20 protein-coding genes are annotated in these 20,623 nt (G+C 68.6%); 9 read left to right on the forward strand and 11 right to left on the reverse strand.

Annotated features, from left to right (window positions below):
* Positions 1-12: 12 nt before the first annotated feature.
* Positions 13-699 carry a hypothetical protein gene (locus AC3WT0_RS06720; RefSeq protein WP_492752414.1) on the forward strand — a complete coding sequence of 229 codons (687 nt, stop codon included), beginning with the start codon at positions 13-15 and terminating at the stop codon, positions 697-699.
* Here AC3WT0_RS06720 and gspF read toward each other — a convergent pair.
* The 4 genes from gspF to gspL form a co-directional block, all read right to left on the reverse strand.
* Entirely contained in the window at positions 696-1,913 is a 1,218-nt protein-coding gene (gspF, locus tag AC3WT0_RS06725; RefSeq protein WP_492752415.1) for a type II secretion system inner membrane protein GspF, read from the reverse strand. The genes AC3WT0_RS06720 and gspF overlap by 4 nt on opposite strands.
* A gap of 115 nt (positions 1,914-2,028) precedes the next feature.
* Complete coding sequence (gspE, locus tag AC3WT0_RS06730; RefSeq protein WP_492752417.1) at positions 2,029-3,525, reverse strand: type II secretion system ATPase GspE; 1,497 nt, start codon at positions 3,523-3,525, stop codon at positions 2,029-2,031.
* Positions 3,522-3,992: a type II secretion system protein M gene (locus tag AC3WT0_RS06735; protein WP_492752418.1), complete on the reverse strand. Its 471-nt coding sequence runs from the start codon at positions 3,990-3,992 to the stop codon at positions 3,522-3,524. Before AC3WT0_RS06735 ends, gspE begins: the two co-directional genes overlap by 4 nt.
* Complete coding sequence (gene gspL / locus AC3WT0_RS06740; protein ID WP_492752419.1) at positions 3,989-5,122, reverse strand: type II secretion system protein GspL; 1,134 nt, start codon at positions 5,120-5,122, stop codon at positions 3,989-3,991. The genes AC3WT0_RS06735 and gspL overlap by 4 nt, the downstream gene beginning before the upstream one ends.
* Positions 5,123-5,211: 89 nt before the next feature.
* Between gspL and gspG the strand changes: the two genes are divergently transcribed.
* Genes gspG through gspD form a run of 5 tightly spaced genes read left to right on the forward strand, consistent with a single transcriptional unit; the run spans position 5,212 to position 9,298 of the window.
* A complete protein-coding gene (gspG, locus tag AC3WT0_RS06745) occupies positions 5,212-5,643 on the forward strand; it encodes a type II secretion system major pseudopilin GspG (RefSeq protein ID WP_492752421.1) in 432 nt (143 codons plus the stop codon).
* A gap of 4 nt (positions 5,644-5,647) precedes the next feature.
* Positions 5,648-6,118, forward strand: a complete 471-nt coding sequence (locus AC3WT0_RS06750) for a prepilin-type N-terminal cleavage/methylation domain-containing protein (RefSeq protein WP_492752425.1) — start codon at positions 5,648-5,650, stop codon at positions 6,116-6,118.
* Positions 6,115-6,471 carry a type II secretion system minor pseudopilin GspI gene (gene gspI, locus AC3WT0_RS06755; RefSeq protein ID WP_492752428.1) on the forward strand — a complete coding sequence of 119 codons (357 nt, stop codon included), beginning with the start codon at positions 6,115-6,117 and terminating at the stop codon, positions 6,469-6,471. Before AC3WT0_RS06750 ends, gspI begins: the two co-directional genes overlap by 4 nt.
* A complete protein-coding gene (locus AC3WT0_RS06760; RefSeq protein ID WP_492752431.1) occupies positions 6,468-7,229 on the forward strand; it encodes a type II secretion system protein N in 762 nt (253 codons plus the stop codon). Before gspI ends, AC3WT0_RS06760 begins: the two co-directional genes overlap by 4 nt.
* A gap of 8 nt (positions 7,230-7,237) precedes the next feature.
* Positions 7,238-9,298, forward strand: a complete 2,061-nt coding sequence (gene gspD / locus AC3WT0_RS06765) for a type II secretion system secretin GspD (protein ID WP_492752433.1) — start codon at positions 7,238-7,240, stop codon at positions 9,296-9,298.
* 177 nt (positions 9,299-9,475) lie between these two features.
* Here gspD and AC3WT0_RS06770 read toward each other — a convergent pair whose 3' ends face one another.
* From AC3WT0_RS06770 to AC3WT0_RS06800, 7 genes are all read right to left on the reverse strand, one after another.
* A complete protein-coding gene (locus AC3WT0_RS06770; RefSeq protein ID WP_492752434.1) occupies positions 9,476-9,916 on the reverse strand; it encodes a hypothetical protein in 441 nt (146 codons plus the stop codon).
* Positions 9,913-10,389 carry a hypothetical protein gene (locus AC3WT0_RS06775; RefSeq protein ID WP_492752436.1) on the reverse strand — a complete coding sequence of 159 codons (477 nt, stop codon included), beginning with the start codon at positions 10,387-10,389 and terminating at the stop codon, positions 9,913-9,915. The genes AC3WT0_RS06770 and AC3WT0_RS06775 overlap by 4 nt, the downstream gene beginning before the upstream one ends.
* The gene (locus AC3WT0_RS06780) at positions 10,386-11,237 is read right to left on the reverse strand and encodes a hypothetical protein (protein ID WP_492752437.1); all 852 of its coding nucleotides are present in this window, start codon (positions 11,235-11,237) and stop codon (positions 10,386-10,388) included. Before AC3WT0_RS06780 ends, AC3WT0_RS06775 begins: the two co-directional genes overlap by 4 nt.
* The gene (locus AC3WT0_RS06785) at positions 11,234-12,451 is read right to left on the reverse strand and encodes a GspE/PulE/PilB domain-containing protein (RefSeq protein ID WP_492752439.1); all 1,218 of its coding nucleotides are present in this window, start codon (positions 12,449-12,451) and stop codon (positions 11,234-11,236) included. The genes AC3WT0_RS06780 and AC3WT0_RS06785 overlap by 4 nt, the downstream gene beginning before the upstream one ends.
* 64 nt (positions 12,452-12,515) lie before the next feature.
* Positions 12,516-13,946 (reverse strand): efflux transporter outer membrane subunit, encoded by a 1,431-nt coding sequence (locus AC3WT0_RS06790; protein WP_492752440.1) that lies wholly within the window; start codon positions 13,944-13,946, stop codon positions 12,516-12,518.
* Positions 13,943-17,107 carry an efflux RND transporter permease subunit gene (locus AC3WT0_RS06795; RefSeq protein ID WP_492752441.1) on the reverse strand — a complete coding sequence of 1,055 codons (3,165 nt, stop codon included), beginning with the start codon at positions 17,105-17,107 and terminating at the stop codon, positions 13,943-13,945. Before AC3WT0_RS06795 ends, AC3WT0_RS06790 begins: the two co-directional genes overlap by 4 nt.
* 3 nt (positions 17,108-17,110) lie before the next feature.
* A complete protein-coding gene (locus AC3WT0_RS06800; RefSeq protein WP_492752565.1) occupies positions 17,111-18,259 on the reverse strand; it encodes an efflux RND transporter periplasmic adaptor subunit in 1,149 nt (382 codons plus the stop codon).
* A 338-nt stretch (positions 18,260-18,597) separates the two neighbouring features.
* On the opposite strand from AC3WT0_RS06800, the gene AC3WT0_RS06805 reads away from it, so the two are divergent.
* The 3 genes from AC3WT0_RS06805 (at position 18,598) to AC3WT0_RS06815 (ending at position 20,622) form a co-directional block, all read left to right on the forward strand.
* Positions 18,598-18,936: a P-II family nitrogen regulator gene (locus AC3WT0_RS06805; protein ID WP_492752444.1), complete on the forward strand. Its 339-nt coding sequence runs from the start codon at positions 18,598-18,600 to the stop codon at positions 18,934-18,936.
* Between the two features lie 17 nt (positions 18,937-18,953).
* Positions 18,954-20,297: an ammonium transporter gene (locus tag AC3WT0_RS06810; protein ID WP_492752448.1), complete on the forward strand. Its 1,344-nt coding sequence runs from the start codon at positions 18,954-18,956 to the stop codon at positions 20,295-20,297.
* A 118-nt stretch (positions 20,298-20,415) separates the two neighbouring features.
* The gene (locus AC3WT0_RS06815; RefSeq protein WP_492752450.1) at positions 20,416-20,622 is read left to right on the forward strand and encodes a hypothetical protein; all 207 of its coding nucleotides are present in this window, start codon (positions 20,416-20,418) and stop codon (positions 20,620-20,622) included.
* Position 20,623: the final 1 nt, after the last annotated feature.

Consider the following 20,623-nt stretch of genomic DNA (forward strand, 5'->3'; position numbering starts at 1 on the left):
TGGCTCCGTTCATTGGTCGGCCGCCCCGCGCGGCTGCTGGCGATTGCGGGCGCGGCCTATCTGGCCGGGCTCGTCGTCTATCTTCCCGCGCGCCTTATAGTGGCGCATGGCGAAGGCACCAACATTGCCGATGTCGCGGGAACGATCTGGCATGGCGAGGCCGCTCTGGCCGGCGGCGCGACGCTCGGCTGGCGCTGGGCGCCGCTGCGCTCGCTGATCGGCTTCGGTTTCGCGGGCGATTTCACCGTCCGCTCGGATCGCGGCGAATTGCGGGGCAAGGCGCTGCTCGGCCCGCGCTCGATCACGCTTGCCGACGTCGGCGGCGCGACGGGTGCGTCGCTCGCCGCCGCGCTGTTCCCGCGCCTGCCCTTCGCCTGCGACATGCCGCTGCAGGTCGATCTCCGGCGCGTGAAGCTGGGCGGCGGCGATCAGCATGTCGACGGCCGAATCCTTGGCGACGCGGGCAATTGCGCGCTGCGCTCGGCCCCCGGCGCGACCACGTCCGTCCCGCCGCTGGTGCTCGAAAGCGCAGGGGATAGGCGCGCCCAGATTGCCCGGCAGGGCCAGCGCCGCGTGCCGCTCGCCACCTTCGATCTCGGCCGCGACGGCGCGATCGGCATCCGGATCACGCAGGAAGGGGCGGCGGCCTTCCCCTTCGCGGTGCCGGCAGGCGGGCTTGCCGTCGACACGCGCTTCTAGCTCGCGACCAGATCGTTGAGGCCGATGATCGGCAGCAGGATCGCCAGCACCATCAGCAGCACCATCCCGCCCATCAGCAACAACACGGCCGGTTCGACGAGCGCGACCAGAGTCGTCACCAGCGCATCCAGCTCGCGCTCCAGCTCGGCGCCCGCGCGGCCCAGCGCATCGCCCAGCTGGCCGCTATTCTCGCCGCTCGCGACGATCGCGATCAGCATCGCGGGAAAGGCCTCGGCCTCGCGCATCGCCGACGACAGGCTCGATCCTTCCTTCACCCGTTCGGCAACGGCCAGCGCCTGTGCGCGGATATGGCGATTGGGCGTGACGGCGGCGGCGGCGGCCAGCGCCTCGACCAGCGGCACCGCGCTTTGCACCAGCGTCGCCAGCGTCCCCGCGAAGCGTGCGGCGTTCATCTGCCGGCTGAAGCGCGCGAAAGGCCGCCTTGTCGCGAGGAAGCGGTGGAAGCGCAGCCGGTTGTCGGGCACGCGCAGCCAGCGTGCCCACAGGAATCCGCCGATCACCAGCACCGCGACGAGGATCAGCCCGTAGTTTTGCAACCCCGAGGACAGGGCGATCAGCAGCCGGGTGAGCAAGGGTAGCTCGGCCCCGCGCGAAACGAAGACCCGCACGATATCGGGCACGACGTAGATGAGCAGCAGCGTGACCATGCCGATCGCGACGGTCGCCAGCAGCGCGGGATAGAGCAGCGCGAGCTGCACTTTCTGCTGCGTGCGGTGGCGGCGCTCGACGAAGTCGGCAAGGTGCGCCAGCACGTCGTCCAGCTTGCCCGATTGCTCGCCTGCGGCGATCGAGGCGCGATAATATTCGGGGAAGGCGCCGGGGTGGTCTCCGAGCGCGCTGGCGAAGGTCCGTCCGTCGAGGATCGCGCCGCGCACATTGACCAGCAGGCTGCTCACCGCCGTGGTCTCGGCCTGTCTGGCGACGAGGTTCAGCGCTTCCTCGATCCTGACGCCGCTGCCGATCAGCGTCGACAACTGGCGCGTGAAAGTGGCGAGCGCGCGCGGCCCCACGCGCCGTCGCGACAGGAAACCCAGCCCCGGCGTCTCGCCCTTGTCGCGCGTCGGCTCGATCGACACGGGCAGCAGCGCGCGTTCGCGCAGCGCTCGCCGCGCGCCCAGCTCGCTCGCCGCCTCGATCACGCCCTTGGTTTGCGCGCCTGCCGCATCGACGGCCCGATAGAGAAATGCCGGCAAAGCTATTTCCCCGTTCGGGCTGAGCTTGTCGAAGCCCTTCCCTTGCCGGCGGCGTCGAGGACGAAGAACGGCCTCGACAAGCTCGGCCCGAGCGGATGGTGAAGCGAAGCGCGCATCAGCCGTCGTCGCGCACGACGCGCGCGACTTCCTCGACCGAGGTCATCCCCTCGCGCAGCTTGGCGATGCCGTCGTCGAGCAGGCTGGGCGACAGGCGTCGCGCCGATCGCGTCAGCTCGGCCTCGGCCGCGCCGTCATGGATCAGCATTTCCACCGCGCTGTCGACCTCGACGATCTCGTAGATGGCGGTGCGCCCGCGATAGCCTTCATTGTGGCAGGCGGGGCATCCCCTGGCGCGCCACAGCGCCTCGCCGGGCTTCAGCGATCCGCCGAGCAGCGCCACGTCCGCGTCGCGCGCGACATCGGCCTCGCGGCATTCGGGGCACAACCTGCGCACCAGCCGCTGCGCGATCAGCCCGACGACCATTGGGGCGAGCAGATAGCGTTCCACCCCCATGTCGGTCAGCCGCGTGATGCTGCCGACCGCGCTGTTGGTGTGGAGCGTCGACAGCACGAAATGCCCGGTCATCGCCGATCGCACGGCGGTTTCGGCGGTTTCCTGGTCGCGGATCTCGCCGATCATGATCACGTCGGGATCCTGGCGCAATATGGCGCGCAGCCCGCGCGCGAAGGTCATGTCGGTGCGCGGATTGACCTGCGTCTGGCTGACTCCCGCCAGCTCATATTCGATCGGGTCCTCGACCGTCATGATGCTGCGCTTGCGATCGTTCAGCCGGTTGAGCGCGGCATAGAGCGTCGTCGTCTTGCCCGAACCCGTCGGCCCGGTGACGAGGAGGATGCCGTTGGGCCGTTCGAGCAGCCGTGCGAACAGCGTCTTGTCGCGCGCGCTCATCCCCAGATGCTCGAGGTCGAGGCGCACCGCGTCGCGGTCGAGCAGGCGCATCACCACGCGCTCGCCATGCTGGGTGGGCAGGGTCGAAACGCGCACGTCAATCTCGTGCCCGCCGACGCGCAGCGTCACGCGCCCGTCCTGCGGCACGCGCTTTTCCGCGATGTCCAGCCGCGCCATCACCTTGATGCGGCTGACGAGCAAAGGCGCCAGCGCGCGCTTGGGCTCGATCATGTCGCGCAGCACACCGTCGACGCGGAAGCGCACGACCACGCGCTTTTCCTGCGTCTCGATATGGATGTCCGACGCGCCTTCCTTCACCGCCTCCAGCAGCAGCGCGTTGATCAGGCGGATGACGGGCGAATCGTCGCGCTGGTCGAGCAGGTCGTCGACTGCCGCCGCGCTGTCGGCAAGCGCCGCGAGATCGGTGTCGAGCTCGGCCGCGAAGCCGGCCGCATTGTTCGCGCTTTCCTGATATTGTTCGCGCAGGCGCTGGTCGAAGGCCGCGTCGGGCAGTTCGACGAAGCGTGTCGCGGCGCCGAACAGCCGCTGCACCTCAAGCCGCGCGGCAAGCGGCGTCGCCGCGACATGCGCGCATTCGTAACCCGTGTCGGTCAGCCGCACGCTGACGCCATGCCGCCGCGCAAAGCCATAGGGCAGCGCCGCCGGCGGCTGGCTGGCAAGGTCGAGCATCGCCTCGCTCATTGGAACAGCAACGCCACGGAGACCATGCCCGGCGCGTCGGTCTTCTCGATCCGCGTCTCGACGATCGTCACCCCCGATTGCGCATCGAGGATCGACAGCCACTGCATCACTGCCGGGAAAGGCGCCTTCTCGACGATCGCGCGGGTGCGCGCACCGTCAGGCTCGGATCGCATCACCGCCACGCCCGCCTGCCCCGCCGCGCTCTGCACGATCGTCGCGGGCGGGCCGGAAAGCTGCGCCGGGCCGTTGACCACCGGGTCCGTCCCCGCCGCGCGCAGCCGCATGTTCAGCGCCGAATAGGTGCGGATATCGCTCACCGCCTGTGCGTGCGCCGCGATCAGCGGCTTGGCCACGAAGCTGACCAGTATGGCGATCGCCAGCACCCCGCCCAGCGCGCCGATCAGGATGCGCTCGCGCGCGCTCAGCCCCTGCCACCAGGCCTGCAGCTGGGGAAGAATAGCGTTCACTGTCCGCCCCCGTTGCTTACCACCACCGTGGCGCCCTGCGGCGAAACCGCGCCGGGGGTGATCTTCATCCCCGCGCCGGTGATCGCGGCGTTCAGCGCCTGCACCTTGGCCGGGTCGCTCACCGCCACGCGCAGCGTCACCGTCCCCGCCGCTTCGTCGAGCGTCATGCCCTCGACCTTCACGGCGCTTGCGAGCGGCGCCATCGCCTTGCTCAGCCGGACGAGCAGCGGCAGCACGCGCCCCGGCGCCTTTCCGCCGCCGGTCGGCAGCAGCGCGGTCGCCTGCGCCACCACATCGTCGCCGATCGTCGTGCCCGGCGCCTTTTGCTGGATCAGCGCCACCGTCTCGGCCTTGCGCCTGTCCGCGGTGACCTTCAGCGCGATCAGGTCGGCGATCAGGATCAGCAGATGCGCGGCGATCGCGATCCCGACGATGATCGCCAGCCGCTTCGTCCAACGCGGCAGCGGCGACCGCGCGGCGGCATAGCTGCCCTGCCGCAGGTCGAGCGCGGGCGCGACGCGTTCGGGAGTCGCATCGACCGCGTCGAACGCAGCGGGCAGCGGCGCGCCATAGCTATAGATTTGCGGCCTGCCCGCCGCCTCCCACGCGCCGTCGAGCGCGACGATCGGCAACGCGAAGCCGCCGCCATCGGCCGTGCGCACCAGCGCGCGTTCGCCGTCCAGCGAAACCGACCAGCTTGCCGCCTCGGGCACCGGCAGCGTCAGCGCGTCGGGCACCAGCGCGGCATTGCCCAGCCCCGCCGCCTCGATCCGCGCCAGCCAGCCGCGCATCACATCGTGGCGCACCACGCCGGCCAGCCAGTCCTGCCCGTCCATCCTGGCGCCCAGCGCGACATGCACCGCCTCGATCGGCTCGGCGATCCGGTCCTCGATCGCGAAGGGCAAGGCGGCAAGGCGCTTGGCCTGCGTCGGCAGCGGCAGCGCGACGACGGCAAGCAGCACCTGCTCGGTCGGGACGAGCACTGTCTCCGAACCGACATAATTCGCCTCTACCGGCTCGAGTCCGTCCTCGCCCAGCCGCCATGCGCCGCCGACGATGGCGGCAGCGGTCCCGGCGTTGGGGGAGGTTTTGGCCGCGACGGGCGGCAGCGGGCGCGCTAGCGTTTGCATCTGGAGGCTCTATACAGAAGGCCATGACGGTGTTGCCAGACTTTGTTTGTGACAGTTCGGTGTCAAACCCGCACGAATCCTCGCCTTCCATGACGGTCCCGGCGCATGAGCGCGGGCTGACGCTGGTCGAGATGATCGTCGTGCTGGCGATCATCGCGCTCGTCGCCGCGCTGATCGTCCCCAACGTCATCGGCCGCCCCGATCAGGCGCGCGTCACCGTCGCCAACACCGATCTCAAGACGATTTCGGCCGCGCTCAAAATGTACCGGCTCGACAATGGCGGCTACCCGACAACCCAGCAGGGTCTGTCCGCGCTGGCGAAGAAGCCCGAGGGCGCCGACGCTCCGGCCAACTGGAATGCCGAAGGCTATCTGGCACAGGTCCCGGTCGATCCCTGGGGCCATGCCTATCTCTACAGGAGCCCGGGCGAAGGCGGCGCGGGCTTCGATCTGATGACGCTCGGCAAGGACGGCAAGCCCGGCGGCGAGGGCACCGACGCCGATATCAAGACGAGCGGCTGATCCGGTGCGCGTCGCGGCGGGGGAAAAAGGTCTGACATTGGTCGAGATGCTGGTGGTCCTCGCGATCATCGGCATTGCCTCTGGCATCGCCGTGCTCGGCTTCGGCGCGGGGCGCGGGGTCAATGTCCAGGCCGAGGCGAAGGGCTTCGCCGCGCGCCTCCGCCTTGCCGCCGACATCGGCATGGTCACCGACAAACGGCTGATGCTGGCGTGGGACGATCGCAGCTATAGCTTCCTCGAATGGGATTCCGCCCGCCGCCAATGGGTGCCCGAAGAAGGTAACAGCCTCGCCGGCCGCCACATGCTGCCCAGCGGCTTCCGCTTCGCCATCGACGCCAAATCGCCGCTTCCGCTTGCCGCCGACGGCACCGGCCAGGGGCTTGCCGCGCGGATCAGCCATGGCGGGCAGAACTGGCAGGTCCTGTTCGACGGGTTCGCCGCCGAGGCGAGCCCGATCAGGCCGGTGAAGACATGAACGAGCGCGGCTTCTCGCTCATCGAGACGCTCGTCGCGCTCCTCGTGCTCGGCATTGCCAGCGTGGGGTTGATCCGCGCGACCGAAGGCCATGTCGATGCGACGCGCGGGATCGAGGATCGCGCCGTGGCGCAGTGGGTGGCGGAGGAACGGCTTGCCCAGCTCTCGCTGCCCGGACGCCCCGCCGCCGGCCCGATCAGAATGATGGACCGCGACTGGGACGTGAAGGTGGATGAGCGCGCGACGGGCGACGCCGATGTCCGCGCGGTCGATGTCAGCGTCAGCGCCGCGGGGCAGAAGCCCGTGCTGGCGACGCTCCACGGCTTCGTCGATCGGGGGGACAGGAACTCATGATCCGCCTCGACCGCATCGATCCCGCGCGCGCCGGCCGCATCGTCGATATCGTCGCGATCCTGCTCGCCATCTCGGTCGCGTTGGCGCTCGCCGCGTTCACCTGGCGGGTCATTGCAGGCGGCCCCGGCGCGCATGTCGCGGCCGCGCCGCCGCCGCAGGTCCATGCCGCGACCGATGTCGCCCCCGTCGTCCAGCTCGCGCCCTTCGGCGCGCCGGGGGCGGGTGGGGCGACCGGCGGCCCGACCAGCCTGCCGCTGATCCTCAAGGCGATCATCTATCGCGAGAGCCCCGGCGTCTCGACCGCGATCATCGCCGCCAGCGGACAGCCCGCCAAGCCGTTCAAGGTTGGCGACAGCGCGGGCGGCCTCGCCGCCATCTCGGCGATCGAGCGCGATCATGTCGTGGTCGATGCCGGCGGCCAGCTTCAGCAGCTTTTCTTCCCTGGCCGGATGAAGGAGCTTCTGGGCCAGGCGGAGGCCAGGGGTGCAGCGCCGCCTCCGCCTCCACCCGTGGCGCCCGCTCCGCCGCCTCCGACCGCTGCACTGCCCGCGCCTGACGGTGCGGTGCGTGCCGCGCCGTCGCCCGTCACGCCTCCGCCCGCTGTCGCGCCACAGGCCGCGCCGACAGCCGGTCAGCCGGGGCGTCAGGGCGCATTCCTTGACTCGTCATCATCGACGCCTACTAGCCGCGCGGGCGCGAATCGCCTGCTCGCCGGCTTGTCGGCATCTTCGTCCAACCAGATTCAGGCATTGCGTTGAGGGGGATCATGTCCGTTTGCAAAGGGCTGCTGTCGACGGCGCTGGCCGTCTCGCTGGCGCTCCCTGCCCCGCTGCTGGCGCAGGCCGATCCCGATTCGCGCGGCGACGTCGTCGTCAACATGCGCGAAGTCGATATCGCCGATGTTGCCGAACAGATTTCGCGCATCACCGGGCGCACGCTGATCCTCGATCCCGCCGTGCGCGGCACGGTGACGGTCACGTCGGCAACGCCGCTCAGCCCCGACGGCGTGTGGCAGCTCTTCCAGTCGGTATTGCGCGCGCAGGGCTATGCGGCGGTGCAGAGCGGGCGCAGCTGGCGGATCGTCAGCCAGGCCAATGCCGTGCGCGACGGCGGCATCCGCGCGCGCGGGACGGGCGCCGAAGTCGTCACGCGCCTCATCCGTCTGCGCAGCCTCGCCCCCGATCAGGCGGTCCGCGTCTTCCGCCCCCTCGTCGCGCAGTTCGGCAGCGTCGAGGCGATCACCTCGCCCAACGCGATCGTCGTCACTGACTATGCCGAGAATGTTCGCCGCATCGAATCGCTGGCGGCGGCGATCGATGGCGGTCAGGGGCCAGAATTCCAGGCGATCAGCCTCAAATATGCGACGGCCGAGGATGTCGCCAACGCGCTGCGCACCGTGCTTGGCGACGGCGCGCAGGGCGGCCCGCGCATCGCGTCCGATCAGCGCTCGAACGTCGTCATCGTCCGTGGCGAGCCCACTGCGATGCGCGAGGCGCGGCGCATCGCCTCCTCGCTCGACCAGCCGGGCGGCGCGACGCCGACGACGCGCGTTTTCCGGCTCAGCAACAGCGACGCCGAATCGGTGACGGCGGTGCTGCAGGGCGTATTGGGCGAAGGCGGCCAGTCGGCGACCAATCCCGTCGCGCGCTCGCTCTCCTCGTCGCGCTTCGGCGCCGGCCTCAACAACAACAGCAAGATCGGCGCGGGTCAGACGGGCACCGGATCGGTCCCCGCCCAGCTTAGCGGATCGCTCGCCAGCAGCATCGCGAACAGCGGCAAGTCGGGCAGTGGATCGGGCACGGGCAGCGAAGCCGCACCCGCCGGATTCTCGACGCCCGATCTCGCCGTCCAGCCCGCGTCGGAGATCAACGCCATCGTCGTGCGCGGCACGCCATCGGCCATCGCGCAGATCGAACCGTTGATCAGCGAGCTCGACGTGCGCCGCCCGCAGGTGATGATCGAGGCTGCGATCGTCGAGATCACCGGCGACGAGGCCGAGCAGCTCGGGGTCCAGTTCGGCGTCGGCTCGGCCGCGCCCGAAGGCATCGGCAATGGCGCGGCGACCAATTTCTCGACGGTCGACGTACCGTTGAAGACTTTGCTGGCGGCACTCGGCTCGCCGGCGGCGGCGGGGATCGGCAACGGCCTCAATCTCAACCTCGGCAACGATAATTTCCGCGTGCTCGTGCAGGCGCTCGGCAGTTCGACCAAGGCCAACCTGCTCTCGACGCCCAGCCTCACCACGCTCGACAACGAGCCGGCGGAGATCGTCGTGGGCCAGAATGTGCCCTTCCGCACCGGCAGCTATGCGACCGACGGCAACACGACGACGCCTTTCACCACGATCGAGCGCCAGGATGTCGGCATCACGCTGCGCGTCGTGCCGCGCGTCAATTCGGGCAATGTCGTGAAGCTCGAGGTCAGCCAGGAAGTCTCGGCGCTGACCAACGGCGTCACCGGCGCGGCCGACCTCGTCACCAACCGCCGCAGCATCCAGACGACGGTGCTCGCCGACAATGGCGAGACGATCGTGCTCGGCGGCCTCATCACCGACGATCGCAGTTCGACGCGCAACAAGGTGCCCGTGATCGGCGACGTTCCGTTGCTCGGCGAGTTGTTCAAGTCGCGCAAGGAAAGCCAGACGAAGCGGACCCTGTTCGTCTTCCTGCGCCCGACGATCCTGCGCGACACGGCGGCCGCGGTCGCGGCGGCGAAGGCCAAATATGGCCGTCTGCAGGGCGACGAGGCCGCGCTGGCGCGCAGCCGCAGCCTGCTGCTCACCCCGCCGCCCGCGCGCCTGACGCTCGAGATCGACGGAATCTACTGAAGCCTGTCCTACAGCGGTGCTGCGATGCTAGGCAGTCGGCGGGCGCCGGTCCGCCGACATCGTCCGCGTTCGCAAGTTGAGAAAAGCGCTCCAGCCTCTCAACTTTGTCAACTTCCGAGAGCAGGAATCGCGCTTTTCCGCCATTTCCTACAACGGGCAGCGTCACGCTGCCGCGCCCTAGTTGACGCGTCGCACCACGCGCCGGTCGCCGCGCCGGAAGGTCGCGCGCGTCGGCGTCAGGCTCACCAGCTTCCATCCGTCGATGCTCTGCCCGGGCGACAGCGTCCGCGTCTTGCCGCGCCCGATCCGCACCATCGCGCTCGCATGGCGCGGGAAGCGCCCGACGATCCCCGCAAGGTCGGGTCCCTCATTGCCTTCGTCGATGGCCTCGGGCGTCGGCGTCGCCTGCGGTTTGGCGTCGCCAAAGGGCTTGCGCGCAACGATATCGCCCATCTGGGGCGCATCGGGGACGACGATCGGCTGCATCCTTTCGGCCGGCGCGGCCGGTTGAACCGCGGAGGCCGGCATGTGTCGCGGCATCAGCAGCAGCGCCGGCGCGCCAACGGCCGCCAGCGCCGCCAGCCCCAGGATCACGAAAGGCGTGCGTTCCTGCTTCATCGCGCCTGCCAGAAAGCGACGAGCTGCCCGTCGAGCGTCAGCCCGCCCGCCGCGTCGTCACGCGTCATCCTGATCGCCGCAAAGCGGAATCCCGGCCGCGCGCTTTCCAGCCGCCCGACGAAACGGAGGATCGACGCGGCATCGCCATGCGCGGTGATGTGCAGCGCGACCAGCGCCGGATCGCCGCCGTCGACGGGGTCGAGGCCGTCGATGGTGACGATGCGCCCCATCGATCGAACGCGATCGGCGGCATCCTTCAACGCCGCATCGCCGCTCGCGGCGGGCGCGGTCAGCGCCGCCGGCCAGCGGATGGTCAACGCCTCCGGCGCGGTCGCGACCGCGCCGAGCGCCGCCCGTTGTTGCCGCGCCGCCGCCAGCGCCCCCGTCGCCTCGCGCGCCTGCTGGGCAAGCAGCAGCATCGCGCCCAGCCAGACGATGAGCAACGCGCCCAATATCGCGAAGGGCCGTGTCATATCCGCCCCTCGAAACGGCTGCGAATCCCGCGATCGGTGACCGCGCGCTGTGCGGTCGCCTTCAGCTCCAGCGGCGCAAGGGCCGCGCGCACCGGATCCGGGTCGTTCGAATCGACCTCCACGACCAGCTTTCCATCGGCGGCTTCGTCGAGCGTGGCGAGCCGCGCGCCGTCTGGCAGCGCCTTAGTGAGTTTCTCGATCAACGCGCCCGTGCTTTCGCGTTCCAGCGCAGGGCGTAGCTGCACAGCGAGTGCGACGGTCGTGTCCGCCTGGCGCTTTGCGGCGAGTGCGCCGCCGCCCTGCGCTTCCGCTGCCTGTGCCGCGCGCGCCTCGCGCAGCGTCAGCAGTTTCGCGCCCGCCCACGTCGTCATCGGGATGGTGAGCAGCAGGGCGAACGCGGCGAGAAGCGCCCTCACCGTCGCGCGCGCCGCCGGGCTCGATCCCGCGCCGCCCGTGACGAGGATCGTCAGGTTTCCGCCGCGCGCCACCCCGATCGTCGGCCTTGCCTCGGGCGCTTTGGGATATGTCGCCAATATCGCATCGATTCGCGACCGGCGCGCCATTGCGACATGCAGCAGGCGCGCGCCCTGCGGGCCGCGCGCTCGGTGCGCTTTCCAGATCAGTTCAACGGGCGCGATGGGGGCGAGCCGGCCGATCGCCTGGGCGATTGTCTCGCCCGGCCGCAACCGTGCCGTCGCGACGAAGCTGTCGGCTTCGCCCAGGCTGAGCCGATCCGGCCCGGAGGGCTTGGGTATTTCGCCCGGCGCGAGAGCCATGTCGCGTCCGTTGCGCTCGGCGCGCGGAGTCAGCCGGCCTGCCAGCGCGTCGATCCAGCCCGCGAAATTCACCCGCGCATCCCGACGATCGTTGCGATCGCGAACAGCGCAATCGCGCCGGCCTGCGCCTGCGTGCCCATGCGCAGCGCCATCGTCCGCGCGGCTCGCGCCAACCGCGCCGCCATGGCCCGCCGTTCGCCCTCGCCCGTCGTGGCGGCCAGCGCCGCCGAATCGGCAGCAGCGATAGCACCACGCAGCCCCCGGTCCACGCGCAGTGCGACGATCGCCCCGGCGAGCACCGCGATGCCCGCAGCCAGATACGCGCCGGCGAAAAGCAGGATCGTCACCGCGCCGATAAACCAGCAGGCCGCCGGCACGACGGGGCTGCGCGCGGCGACGTGCAATGCCTCGCGCGCGCGCATCGTCTCGGCGATGGCGATCAGCATGGCGCCCTGATCGGCGGCGCCGGTCAGCAGGTCGCGCGTCGTTGCAGGCAGGCCGGGCTCGGCCGCGATCGCGCCGATCGGATCGGTGGGGCCGCGCGCGGCGATGCGGTCGATCGCGCTTTTCTGGGCGGCGGGCAGCGGACCCGCCTTCACGATGGCGAGCGCGGCATTCAGGTCGCGGGCGCGGCCGCGCGCCAGCCCGATCTGCTCGATCAGCGCCGCCTCGGCATCGCCGCCCGGTGCCCAGGCGTTGATCAGGCGCTGCGCAAGGCTGGGTTCGCCATGCCCCATGGATACCGGCGTAAGCCCGTCCTTGTGGAGCGATCGCTGCGCCGCCGCCCGGTCTGATGCGACGACGGTGACGGTGCGTGCCGCACCGCCTTCGTCGATCACCGTCGATCGATAGGCCGAACCCGAACCCGCCATGGCGGGCCGTGCAATATCCAGCGCCTGTTCGATGGCCTCGACCGAAGCGGTGCGCGCGGAAACCGGCGTGCCGCTGGCAAAGGCGATTCCGGCGAGCGTTTCGCTGTCCGTCGGATCGGCCATGGCGACGATCAGCCGACCTTCCTCATGCCCCTGCGGCAATGCGAGGCGGTCGATAAGGAAAGAGCGCGATACCTCGCCGGCGGCGACCGGCGCCTTCGGCTCTATCACCATAGTCCCCGTGGTCGCGGCCACGGCCTCCGCCATCGCCTGCGCTTCGACATGCCCGCCGCGCACCAGCGCGATCGCGATTCGCTCGCCCCCGGCCGCCGCAGCGTCGATCGCCGCCGGATCGGCCAGCCCGCGTTGTTCGAGGATGCGTGCCAGTGCGACCTGGTCTTCGGGGACTTTCATTAGGCTCGCTTTACTCGCCCTTGCGCGTTGTCGCCAGCTTGGCCCGCCGCGAATATCCCGCCGCTCAGCGCCTCGGCGGGGCCATATCGTCGACAAGCTGGTCGCCGCCGAGCGAGCGATAGAGCGCGACGAGGTTGAGCGCACGGGTCAGCCGCGTCCCCGCCAGCGTCTGGCGCGACTGGTAAAGCGTGCGTTGCGCGACGAGCAGGTCGAGATAGGAATTGATCCCATGCTTGTAGAGCGCGTCGGTCAGCGTCAGCGTATCGCTCGCGGCGTCGACCGAGGCGCTGTTGGCCTTATACTGATCGTCGATCGTCCCCCGCCGCGCGAGCGCATCGGCCACGTCGGTGAAGGCGCTCTGGATCGCCTTCTGATATTGCGCGGTCGCAAGATCGCGCTGCGCCTTGGCATATTGCAGATTGCCGGCGTTCCGGCCGGCGTCGAAGATCGGCAGCGTCGCCTGCGGCGCCACCTGCCAGGAGAAGGCGCCGCCGGTGAACAGGTTGGACAGCGTGCTGCTCGCCAGCCCGGCGAATGAGGTGAGCGTGATCGTCGGGAAGAAGGCGGCACGCGCCGCGCCGATCCGGGCGTTGGCCGCGCGCAGCCCATATTCGGCCTGAACCACGTCCGGCCGGCGCAGCAATATCTGCGAATCGAGGCCCGCCGGCAGTTCGCTCAGCAATCCGTCGACCGCCTCGATCGACGGGGGGAGATTGCCGTCGTCGACCTTCGCGCCGACGAGCAGCTCGAGCGCGTTGCGATCCTGCGCGATCTGTGCGGTCAACTGCGCCTTGTCGGCGTGCGCCTGTTCGAGGATCGTCTCGGCCTGGCGCAGGTCGGTGCGCGGTGCGATGCCGCCTTTCAGCCGTGCGCCGGTCAGCTCGACGCTGCGCGCCGCGCTTGCCTCGGTATCGGTAGCGATCGCCAGCAGGCTACGGTCCGAAGCGAGCGTGAGATAGGCGTTGGCGACTTCGGCCACGAGCGTCAGGCGCGCCGCGCGCAGCGCCGCCTCGGTGCCCAGATATTCGTCGAAGGCGGCGTCGCTCAGGCTCTGGAGGCGGCCGAACAGGTCGATCTCGAAGCTGCTGATCCCCGCCTGCACGGCATAGTTGCGGCTCGTCTGCCCGCCGCCGCCGGGCGTCGCGTTGCTCGACAGCGCGCCGCTATGGGTCGTCGTCGATCGTCCGGTGCCGTTGATCTGGGGAAATATGTCGGCCTTGGCGACGCGCGTCTGCGCGCGGGCCGAGGCGACATTGGCGAGTGCGACCCGCAGATCCTGATTGCTGGCAAGGGCGCGTTCGATGATCGCCTGCAGATGCGGATCGCGGAAGATGTCACGATAGCTGACGGCGGGCAGCGCCGCCTCGCTCTGGCGCAGATAGGCGTCGCCCGCCGGCCAGCCCTGCGGAACCGCCGGCGCAGGGCGGTTGTAGGTCGGCTGCATGTTGCAGCCGCCGAGCAGCGCAAGCGCGCCGAGCGCGGTCAGCCGCTTCACGCCGTGCCCTCCGCGGGCCTTGCGTCGGGCAGGGGGTGGAGCTTGCCCTTGAACACGCGGCGAACGAGCACGAAGAACAAAGGCACATAGAAGATGGCGAGCAGCGTCGCGGTCAGCATGCCCCCCAGCACCGCCGTGCCGATCTCGATCCGGCTCTGCGCGCCCGCGCCCGTCGAGATGGCGAGCGGGATGACGCCGAACATGAAGGCGAGGCTGGTCATGATGATCGGGCGCAGGCGGATGCGCGCCGCCTCGAGCGCGGCGTCGAGCGGGCTGCGCCCCTCGCGCTCGGCCAGTTCGGCGAACTCGACGATCAGGATCGCATTCTTCGCGGCGAGGCCCATGGTGGTGAGCAAGCCGACCTGGAAATAAATGTCGTTGGTCAGCCCGCGCAGCAGCACCGCCAGCGTCGCGCCGATCAGGCCGAGGGGGATGACGAGCATCACCGCGAAGGGCACCGACCAGCTTTCATAAAGCGCCGCGAGGCAGAGGAAGATGACGAGCAGCGACAACGCGTAGAGCAAAGGCGCCTGCCCGCCCGAAAGCCGTTCCTGATAGGAAAGTCCGCTCCACGCCACCGACACGCCGGGCTGCTCGGCGGCGAGTTCGGCGATCCGCTTCATCGCGTCGCCCGAGCTTTTGCCCTGCGCGGCGTCGCCCTGGAATTCGTAGGAGGAGAAGCCGTTGAAGCGTTGGAGCACATTGGGCGTCTGCACCCAGCTTGTCGTCGCGAAGGCCGAGAAGGGCGCCATCGTCCCGGTCGAGGTGCGGACATACCAGTTGCCCAGATCCTCGGGTCGGCTGCGATAAGGTGCGTCGCCCTGCACATAGACGCGCTTCACGCGACCGCGATCGACGAAGTCGTTGACATAGGTGCCGCCCCACGCGGCCGACAACGTATTGTCGACGCTGGCCTGGGAGATGCCGAGCGCACCGACCTTCGCCTGATCGACCTGCACTGAAAGCGATGGCGTGTCGGCGAGGCTGTTGAGGCGCACCGAGGACAGTTCGGGATCGCTGCTGGCGGCGGCGAGCAGCGCGTCGCGCCGCGCCTTGAACTCGTCGCTGGTCAGGCCACCGGTGTTGAGTAGCTCAAGCGTGAAGCCGCTCGACTGGCCAAGGCCGCGAACCGGCGGCGGATTGAGCGCGAAGAACTGCACGTCGCGCAGTGTCGACAGTGCGCGCGTTGCCCGCCGCGTGATCGTCTGCGCGCTGTTCTCCGTCCCGTGGCGTTCATCCCATGGCGCAAGCGACATGAAGCCGCGCCCGGCATTCTGGCCGGTGCCCTGCTGGCTCGATCCGCTCACCGTGTAGATGGCGGCGACATTCTGCTTTTCCTTGGTGAGGAAATAATCCTCGATCGCCTTCGCCGCCTGCAGCGTGCGCGCCTGCGTTGCGCCGGGGGGCAGCGTATACTGGATCTGCGCGATGCCCTGATCCTCGACGGGGAGGAAGCTGGTCGGCAGCCGCACGAAGACGAAGATCAGCAGCGCCACGATCAGCGCATAGCCGATCAGCATGAACGGCAGGCGCGCGACGGTCACCGAAACCGCGCTGCGATAACGCTCGGAGGTGCGCGCGAACCAGTCGTTGAAGCGATCGCCGAAGGCGTGCGCCTTGGCGACGATCGGGCTCTTATAGTGCGCGTTCTTGTCCTTGCGCTTGAGCAGCGTCGCGGCGAGCGCCGGCGACAGAACCTGCGCGACGATCACCGACAGGACCATCGAGGACACGATGGTGATCGAGAATTGCTTGTAGATGACGCCCGTCGATCCGCCGAAGAAGGCCATGGGCAGGAACACCGCCGACAGCACGAGCGCGATCGCGATCAGCGCCATCTGGATCTCGCCCATCGACTTGATCGTCGCTTCGCGCGGCGTCAGGTCGGGCTCTTCCTCCATCACGCGCTCGACATTCTCGACCACGACGATCGCGTCGTCGACGAGCAGGCCGATGGCGAGCACCAGCCCGAACAGCGTCAGCGTGTTGATCGAGAATCCGGCGGCGGCGAGGATGCCGAAGGTGCCGAGCAGCACTACCGGCACCGCGATCGCGGGGATCAGCGTCGCGCGCCAGCTCTGCAGGAAGAGGAACATGACGAGGACGACGAGGATGATCGCCTCGACCAGCGTCTTGATCACTTCCTCGATCGACAGCTTGATGAAGGCGGTGCTGTCGTTGGGGAAGGCATAGGTCAGGCCGGGAGGAAAGCCCTTGGCGCGCTCGACGATGTCCTTGCGGACGAGTTCGGCGGTCTTGAGCGCGTCGGCGCCGGGGGCGAGCTGGATGGCGATGCCTGCGCCCGGATGCCCGTTGAGCCGGCTGGTGTTGGTGTAGCTCTCGCTGCCCAGCTCGACGCGCGCGACATCCTTCAACAGCACTCGCGACCCGTCGGGCTGGGTCTTGAGGATGATGTTGCGGAACTGCTCGGCATTGGTCAGGCGCGACCGCGCGGTGACGACCGCGTTCAGCATCTGGGTGGCGGGCGACGGCTGGGCGCCGATCTGGCCGGCGGCGACCTGCGCATTCTGCGCCTGGATCGCACTGATCACGTCGCTCGGCATCAGCTGATAGGTGTTGAGCTTGAACGGATCGAGCCAGATGCGCATCGCATATTGCGCGCCGAACACGTTGATGTCGCCGACGCCTTCGAGACGGCCGATCTGGTCCTGCAGGTTGGACACCAGATAGTCGCTGACGTCCTGGCTCGTCATCCGGTCGGTCTCGTCGAAGATCGAGATGACCATCAGGAAGTCGGCGTTGGACTTGGTGACCACCAGCCCCTGCTGCTGTACCTGCTGGGGCAGGCGGGGCAGCGCCTGCTGCACCTTGTTCTGCACCTGCACCTGCGCGATGTCCGGATCGGTGCCCTTCTGGAAGGTCACGGTGACGTTGACCGATCCCGCCGAGCTCGAGCTCGCCTGGAAGTAGATCAGCCCGTCAATGCCGGTCAGCTGTTGCTCGATGATCTGGGTGACGCTGCTTTCCAGCGTGTCGGCCGATGCGCCCGGATAGGACGCGCGGATGTTGACTGATGGCGGCGCAATGTCGGGATATTGCTCGACGGGCAGCGCGATGATGCCGCCGATGCCGAGCAGCATGATCACGATCGCGATCACCCATGCGAAGATGGGGCGGTCGATGAAGATGCGCGACAGCATCGTTTAGCGGCGGCCCCCGGAACCCTGCGCGTCGCCATGCCCCGCAGGCGGCGGCGCGGGCTTCGATCCCGCCGGCACGGGCTTGATCGCCTGGCCAGGCTTGATCTTGCCCAGCCCCTCGGTGATCACCTTGTCGCCTGGCTTCACGCCTTCGGTGACGAGCCATTTGTCGCCGATGGTGCGCGTTGCAGTGACGTCGCGCAGTTCGGCCTTGCCATCCACGCCCACCAGCATGACCGTTGCCTTGCCCTTCGGATCGCGCATCACGCCTTGTTGCGGGATCAGGATGCCGTTGGTTGTCGTCGCCTGCGACAGGTGCGCGCGGACATACATGCCCGGCAGCAGCAGCCCCTGCGGATTGGCGAAGCGCGCGCGCAGCGTCACCGCGCCGGTGGTCGGATCGACCACCACTTCGGAAAATTCGAGCGTGCCGACGATCGGATACTGGCTGCCGTCCTCAAGCGTTAGCCGCACGCCGGTCGATGACGGCACGACATTGCCCGATGCCAGGCTGCGGCGCAGCGAAAGCAGGTCGGCGCTCGATTGCTGGATGTCGACGAAGATCGGGTCGAGCCGCTGGATCGTCGCCAGCGGATCGGCCTGCCCGCTCACCACCAGCGCGCCGGTGGTGACGAGCGATCGGCCGATGCGCCCGGTGATCGGCGCGGGCACGGTGGTGAAGCGCAGGTTGATCCGCGCGGTTTCCAGCGCCGCGCGATTCTGCGCGATCGCGGCCGTCGCCTGCTTCGCCGCCGCCGCCGCGTCGGTATAGTCCTGCTTCGCCACCGCCTCGATCTCGGCGAGCGGGCGATAGCGTTCGGCCTTCGCCTGCGCGGCCTCGCGATTGGCCTCGGCGCTCGACAGATTGGCCTGCGCCTGGTTGACTGCCGCGCGATAGAGGCTGGGATCGATGCGGTAGAGCGTCTCGCCGGCGTGGACGATGCTGCCTTCCTTGAACAGCCGCGCCTGGACCACGCCCGAAACCTGCGGGCGCACGTCCGAAGCCTCATAGGCGTTGGTGCGTCCCGCCAGCTCGATGTCCAGCGGCACCGCTTCGCTCTTGAGCACGACATAGCCGGCTTCCGGCGTCGGCTGGGCCGGCTTCTCGCGCCCGCCTGAGCAAGCGGACAGCAGGGGCAGCAGCACAGGCATGGCCGCGATAAGCCAGATCGTCCGCGCACGTGCGTTCAAAGCGGCACTCTCCCTCATCCCCGCGTTCGGCAAGCGCCTATATCAAGGTGCAACATTAACCGGCGCTGTCGGATATCGTCCAGAAGTTGTATTTCGCGCCACTGACGTGATCCGAGCCGTCCGTCAACTAACGGAATTGCAATGCACGAATGCCCAAAAAACGGGCATCGTTTCGCGATTGCACAATGATTTGGCGCTGCGGATGCGAATGAAATGCGCACCCGCAGCAGAAATCTTACATTCCTGCGTCTGGCACGGCTTTTGCGAAACAATCTCCCGGGGAAAAAGCGGGAGGCAGAATGAAACTCGTCATCGCCATCATCAAACCCTTCAAGCTCGACGAAGTGCGCGAGGCGCTGTCGGATATCGGCGTCGCCGGCATGACCGTCACCGAGGTGAAGGGATTCGGCCGCCAGAAGGGCCAGACCGAAATCTACCGCGGCGCCGAATACAGCACCAACATGGTGCCGAAGATCAAGATCGAGGTCGCCGCCAGCGCCGACCTTGCTCCGCGCGTGGTCGAGACCATCCAGTCATCGGCCAACACCGGCGCCATCGGCGACGGCAAGATCTTCGTGCTCGATCTCGAACAGGCGGTCCGCATCCGCACTGGCGAGACCGACCAGGCAGCGCTCTGAAAGGACAAGGGGGAATGATGAAAGCTCGCAACCTTCTTATCGGTGGAGCGGTCGGCCTCGGTGCCGCCATCTTCGCCGCCATGCCCGCCTGGGCGCAGGACGCGGCGGCCGCCGCGCCGCCGCCGCCCACGGTGAACAAGGGCGACACCGCCTGGATGATGGTCTCGACCGTCCTCGTCCTCGCGATGATTCTGCCTGGCCTTCAGCTCTTCTACGGCGGCCTCACCCGCGCGAAGAACATGCTGTCGACGATGACCCAGGTCGGCGCGGTTGCCGCGCTGGCGATGATCGTCTGGGTGTGCTGGGGTTATACCGAGGCGTTCGGTGACGGCGGCAATCCGTTCATCGCCGGCTTCGGCAAGCTCTTCCTGAAGGGCGTGACGCCGGATTCGACGGCCGCGACCTTCACGCCGGGCGTCGCCATTCCGGAATATGTTTTCATCTGCTTCCAGATGACCTTCGCGGCGATCACCATCGCGCTGGTTCTCGGCTCGGTGGTCGAGCGGCTGAAATTCTCGGCCGCGCTGATCTTCGCGCTGGTCTGGCTGACGATCGTCTATTTCCCGATCGCGCACATGGTGTGGGCGGGCAATGGCCTGTTCTTCACCAAGGGCGCGCTGGACTTCGCGGGCGGCACCGTCGTTCACATCAACGCCGGCGTCTCCGCGCTGGTCGCGGCACTCATCCTCGGCAAGCGCCTCGGCTATCCGAAGGAGCCGATGCCGCCGCACTCCCTGACCATGACCGGGATCGGCACGGGTCTGCTGTGGGTGGGCTGGTTCGGTTTCAACGCGGGCTCGGCGCTCGAGGCCAATGGCTCGGCCGCGCTTGCGATGATCAACACCTTCGTCGCCACCGCGTCGGCCGCGCTCTTCTGGATGCTTGCCGAAAAGCTTGCGGGCCACAAGCCGTCGGCGCTGGGCTTCTGCTCGGGCGTCATCGCCGGCCTCGTCGCCGTCACGCCGGCTGCGGGCAATTCCGGTCCGTTCGGCGCGATCGTGCTCGGCGCCGTCGCATCGGTGATCTGCTACTTCGCCGTCTCGGTGCTCAAGCCCAAGCTCGGCTATGACGACTCGCTCGACGCATTCGGCATCCATGGCATTGGCGGCATGATCGGCGCGATCGGCACCGGCATCGTCTATGCGCCGTCGCTCGGCGGCCCGGGCAAGCCCGACTATGCGATGGGCGCGCAGCTTGTCGTTCAGGTCGAAGCTGTTGCCACCACCATCGTCTGGGCCGCGATCGGCACCGCCATCGCCATCTTCATCGCCAAGGCGCTCACCGGACTGCGCGTCAGCGAGGAAGTCGAGCATGAAGGGCTCGACCTCGGCGAGCATGGCGAGCGCGCCTATAATTATTGAACGGGGTTCCTCCTGCGGACGACTGGCCGGTGGGTATTCCCACCGGCCATTTTTTTATGGCGCAGGGAGAAGCGGGGCCGTCTGCGCGTTCGGGCGGCGACGGATAGGGAGAAACATCATGGCAGGTGCATTCTCGCGCTTCACGGTCGAGCCCGATGCGGACGGTTATCGCATCCAGTTCGAGGACGATGACGGCGACACGACCGAACTGACCGCGACCGCCGAGCAGCTCGAGCTGATCGCCGAGGCGATCAACGAGATACTCGAGGACGACTATGAGGATTATGACGACGATGACGAGGAGGAGGAGGATGAGGACGACTAGG

This window comes from Sphingomonas sp. EU05-FHT14C10, from assembly GCF_058790595.1.